The organism is Kitasatospora sp. NPDC057518 (genome assembly GCF_042802075.1).
Classification (GTDB): domain Bacteria; phylum Actinomycetota; class Actinomycetes; order Streptomycetales; family Streptomycetaceae; genus Kitasatospora.
In genome coordinates, this window is record NZ_JBHVEU010000686.1 from 1 (window position 1) to 2,895 (window position 2,895).

The following is a 2,895-nucleotide window of genomic DNA, read 5'->3' on the forward strand; positions in this document are numbered from 1 at the left end:
GCCTTGCTCCCCGCAAGGAGCCGCCGGCCGACAACTCGCCCATGCTTTGCGGCACATGTTCGAGAGCGGTCCAGTTTCCAGTACCGGCAACACAAACGCCTTGCCCCGGCCGACGAAACCCCGAGAGCATCGTTCGGAGACCCGACGAGCAAGGAGGCAACGGTGAAGCTGACACGGCTTGTAGGTTCCTGCGACGAAGGCGAGTGCCCGACGTTGTACCTGACGGATCGGGGCACCCTCGCCGTCCAGGGCGAGCTCGTGACCGGACACGGTCTCCAGATCCCGGCACACGAGATGCTGGTCGAGGTTCCCGTCGAACTCATTCGAAAGGCCGTCCGTGACAACCTCATCTAGGACTCTCGGGGATTGGTTCTCGGCGTTCGAGCGCGAGGCGTTCCGACTCGAAACGCTCGACGACTACAGCCGGTCCGGCGGAGTCGACGCCTACCGGGCCTTCCTCGCCGGCGAGGAACAGCCGGACGACTACAAGAACGCCGGGTGGGTCAAGACAGTGGCCCGGGCCACCCAGGCAGGCAAGCGCCTGTACCGGGTGCACATCCTTTCGCGGCCGCTCACGGACTACCTCCGCTTCGAACTCGCGTGGGGATACCACCGCAACATGACGGTGGGTGAGGAGTTCTTCATCCTCGACATCACCGACCGGCAGAACCCCGTCCCGGAAGCCCCGGATTTCTGGCTCTTCGACGACGAGACTGCCGCCTCGATGAGCTACGACGACGGCAAGTACCTCGGTGTCGACTTCCGCACAGGCGGCCGGGTCGATGAGTTCAAGGTGTACCGGGACACCGTGATGGCGCAAGCGGTCCCGTTCTCCGAATGGTGGGCCGAGCACAGCGGGTGAACAGAACGCGGCTTGGACCGGCGCTGCGGGAACTGCGGCAGGCCTCCGGCAAGGAGGCCAAGGCCGTGGCCCGCAGCGCCGTCATGTCTCCGAGCAAGCTGAGCAAGATCGAGACCGGCAAGGTGCCGCCCACTGTCGTGGATGTGGACCGCATCCTCACCGCCATAGGCGTGTCCGACGAGGTCAAGTCCGAGTACATGGCTGCCGCGCGGGCACAGGCCACGGAGGCGACCGCCTGGCGTCTGGTACGGCGCCTCGGGTACCACCGCAAGCAGGAGCAGATCAAGGCACTGGACGACTCCACGAGGCTTCTCCGTGTGTTCCAGCCTTCTCTCGTTCCCGGACTCCTACAGACCCCGGAATACGTGCGTGCGGTCTTCGGGAGGAAGGAACTCGGCGAGGACCAGCTCGCGCGGGCGGTCGCTGCGAGGCTTGTCAGACAACAGTCCCTCTACGACGCCACGAAGACCATGCGGTTCGTCATCACCGAGCCGGTCCTCCGTTGGCGTCTGGTGCCGCCCGCGATGATGGCCGGGCAGTTGGACCGCATCCTCTCCGCTTCTCGACTCTCCCATGTCGACGTCCGGATCGTTCCGCTGGCCGCAGCGCAGACCGATGTGCCGGCGCACTCCTTCGTCATCCGGGACGACCGCATGGTGACGGTCGAGACCGTGCACGCCGAGGTGACGGTCACCGATCCGCGGGATGTCGATTTGTACGTCCGCAAGTTCGATGGATTCGCGGCTGCGGCCATGGTCGGTGACGAGATGCGCCGGATGATCGAAACCATTCGAGACGAGTATTTGAGTGAGGGGAAAAGCCAGGGGTGAGTGTATCGTGAGCGTGGAATGGCAGGGTTCAAGAAGTCAACGCCAGCTAGGCGCGAACGAGAAGCAAGACGAGTTGGCGGCACTTGAGCGAGGCACGAGCGAGTTTCGGTATTTCCTGCCGACCATGGTCACTGGGCTGCTTGCGGTGCCGGAGTACATCGAAGCCAGTCTTGCTTCGCTTCCCGGTGACCATTCGAAGGTCATTGCCGCGAAGTTGGGGCGACAGGCTGTTCTTCACGACACCACCAAGCACTTCACCTTCCTCTTGACCGAGCAGGCTTGTCTCTGGCCGCTGTTGCCGGTAGGGGCCATGGCGATGCAACTTGACCACCTGGTTTCGGTATCCCGCTTGCCGAATGTTCGGCTCGGTGTCATCCCGATGGCAGGGCACATGCCACGGGGGCCGCTGAACGTGTTCACCATCTATGATTCGGCGCTGGTCACTGTGGAAGTTGTGACAGGAATGCTTGCGTTCCGCGAGTCGCAGGATGTAGAGGATTATCTGAAGGAGTTTCGATCCTTCGAAGGGTGTGCACTCTGGGGCGGCGATGCCCGGGATCGGCTGGCCGAGTGGGGAGATCGGTATCGTCAATAGTCATACACGGATCGCCTGTTTCGTGGTTCGGGCTATTTTTGACCGAACAGGAAATCCTTGCCGGCCACCCGCGTTTGGCCCCTACATTTGTGCTCGTCCGATGATGGGAGCCGCAGGGATTCCAGAATGCTTGGGAACCCGACGTGCGCCCACTGCTCGATGAGTGCGACGACGCGGAGGTACACACATGTCCACCACCGTTCTGAGCCGGCCGGGAGGCGTGCCGGTCTTCGACCGCGCCGAGTCCCGACTGCCGATGGGCGTCGCCGGTGCGACGCCGATGCCCGGGCTGGACGGCGAGGGCGGGCCCGGGAGCCCGTTCGCCTTCCGGTTCCTCGTCCCGGTCACCGGGGCCGGGGGGATCCTGCCCGCCGACATCGGCTACGACGACGAGACGCAGACCTGCACCTACGAGGGCCTCCCGCCCGGCGTCTACATGACCAGCACCCCGCCCAAGACCTACGGCCCGACGCAGCCGTCCGGGCAGATGGACGCGCCGGACGACCCGGGAAGCAGCAACGACTGAGATGCCGACCGCCGATGCCGTCCTCGTGCTGACGGGGACCTTCGATCCCACCGCCGACCTCGTGATCGAGGAACTGAACCGG

The 2,895-nt window shown here is 64.4% G+C and carries 5 protein-coding genes; all 5 read left to right on the forward strand.

What is annotated here, in order from left to right; translation table 11 throughout:
- Positions 1-162: 162 nt before the first annotated feature.
- The 5 genes from ACFU7Z_RS38330 (at position 163) to ACFU7Z_RS38350 (ending at position 2,813) form a co-directional block, all read left to right on the forward strand.
- A complete protein-coding gene (locus ACFU7Z_RS38330) occupies positions 163-354 on the forward strand; it encodes a hypothetical protein (RefSeq protein WP_049651251.1) in 192 nt (63 codons plus the stop codon).
- Positions 338-862, forward strand: a complete 525-nt coding sequence (locus ACFU7Z_RS38335; protein WP_049651252.1) for a DUF6879 family protein — start codon at positions 338-340, stop codon at positions 860-862. The genes ACFU7Z_RS38330 and ACFU7Z_RS38335 overlap by 17 nt, the downstream gene beginning before the upstream one ends.
- Entirely contained in the window at positions 859-1,692 is an 834-nt protein-coding gene (locus ACFU7Z_RS38340) for a helix-turn-helix transcriptional regulator (protein WP_049651253.1), read from the forward strand. The genes ACFU7Z_RS38335 and ACFU7Z_RS38340 overlap by 4 nt, the downstream gene beginning before the upstream one ends.
- Before the next feature lie 7 nt (positions 1,693-1,699).
- Positions 1,700-2,287 carry a Scr1 family TA system antitoxin-like transcriptional regulator gene (locus ACFU7Z_RS38345; RefSeq protein WP_380782744.1) on the forward strand — a complete coding sequence of 196 codons (588 nt, stop codon included), beginning with the start codon at positions 1,700-1,702 and terminating at the stop codon, positions 2,285-2,287.
- Positions 2,288-2,474: 187 nt separating this feature from the next.
- A complete protein-coding gene (locus ACFU7Z_RS38350) occupies positions 2,475-2,813 on the forward strand; it encodes a hypothetical protein (protein ID WP_234348348.1) in 339 nt (112 codons plus the stop codon).
- The last annotated feature ends 82 nt before the right edge of the window (positions 2,814-2,895 follow it).

Coding starts and splice junctions, on each gene's coding strand:
- ACFU7Z_RS38350 (WP_234348348.1), top strand. CDS start 2,475: ATGTCCACCACCGTTCTGAGCCGGCCGGGAGGCGTGCCGGTCTTCGAC.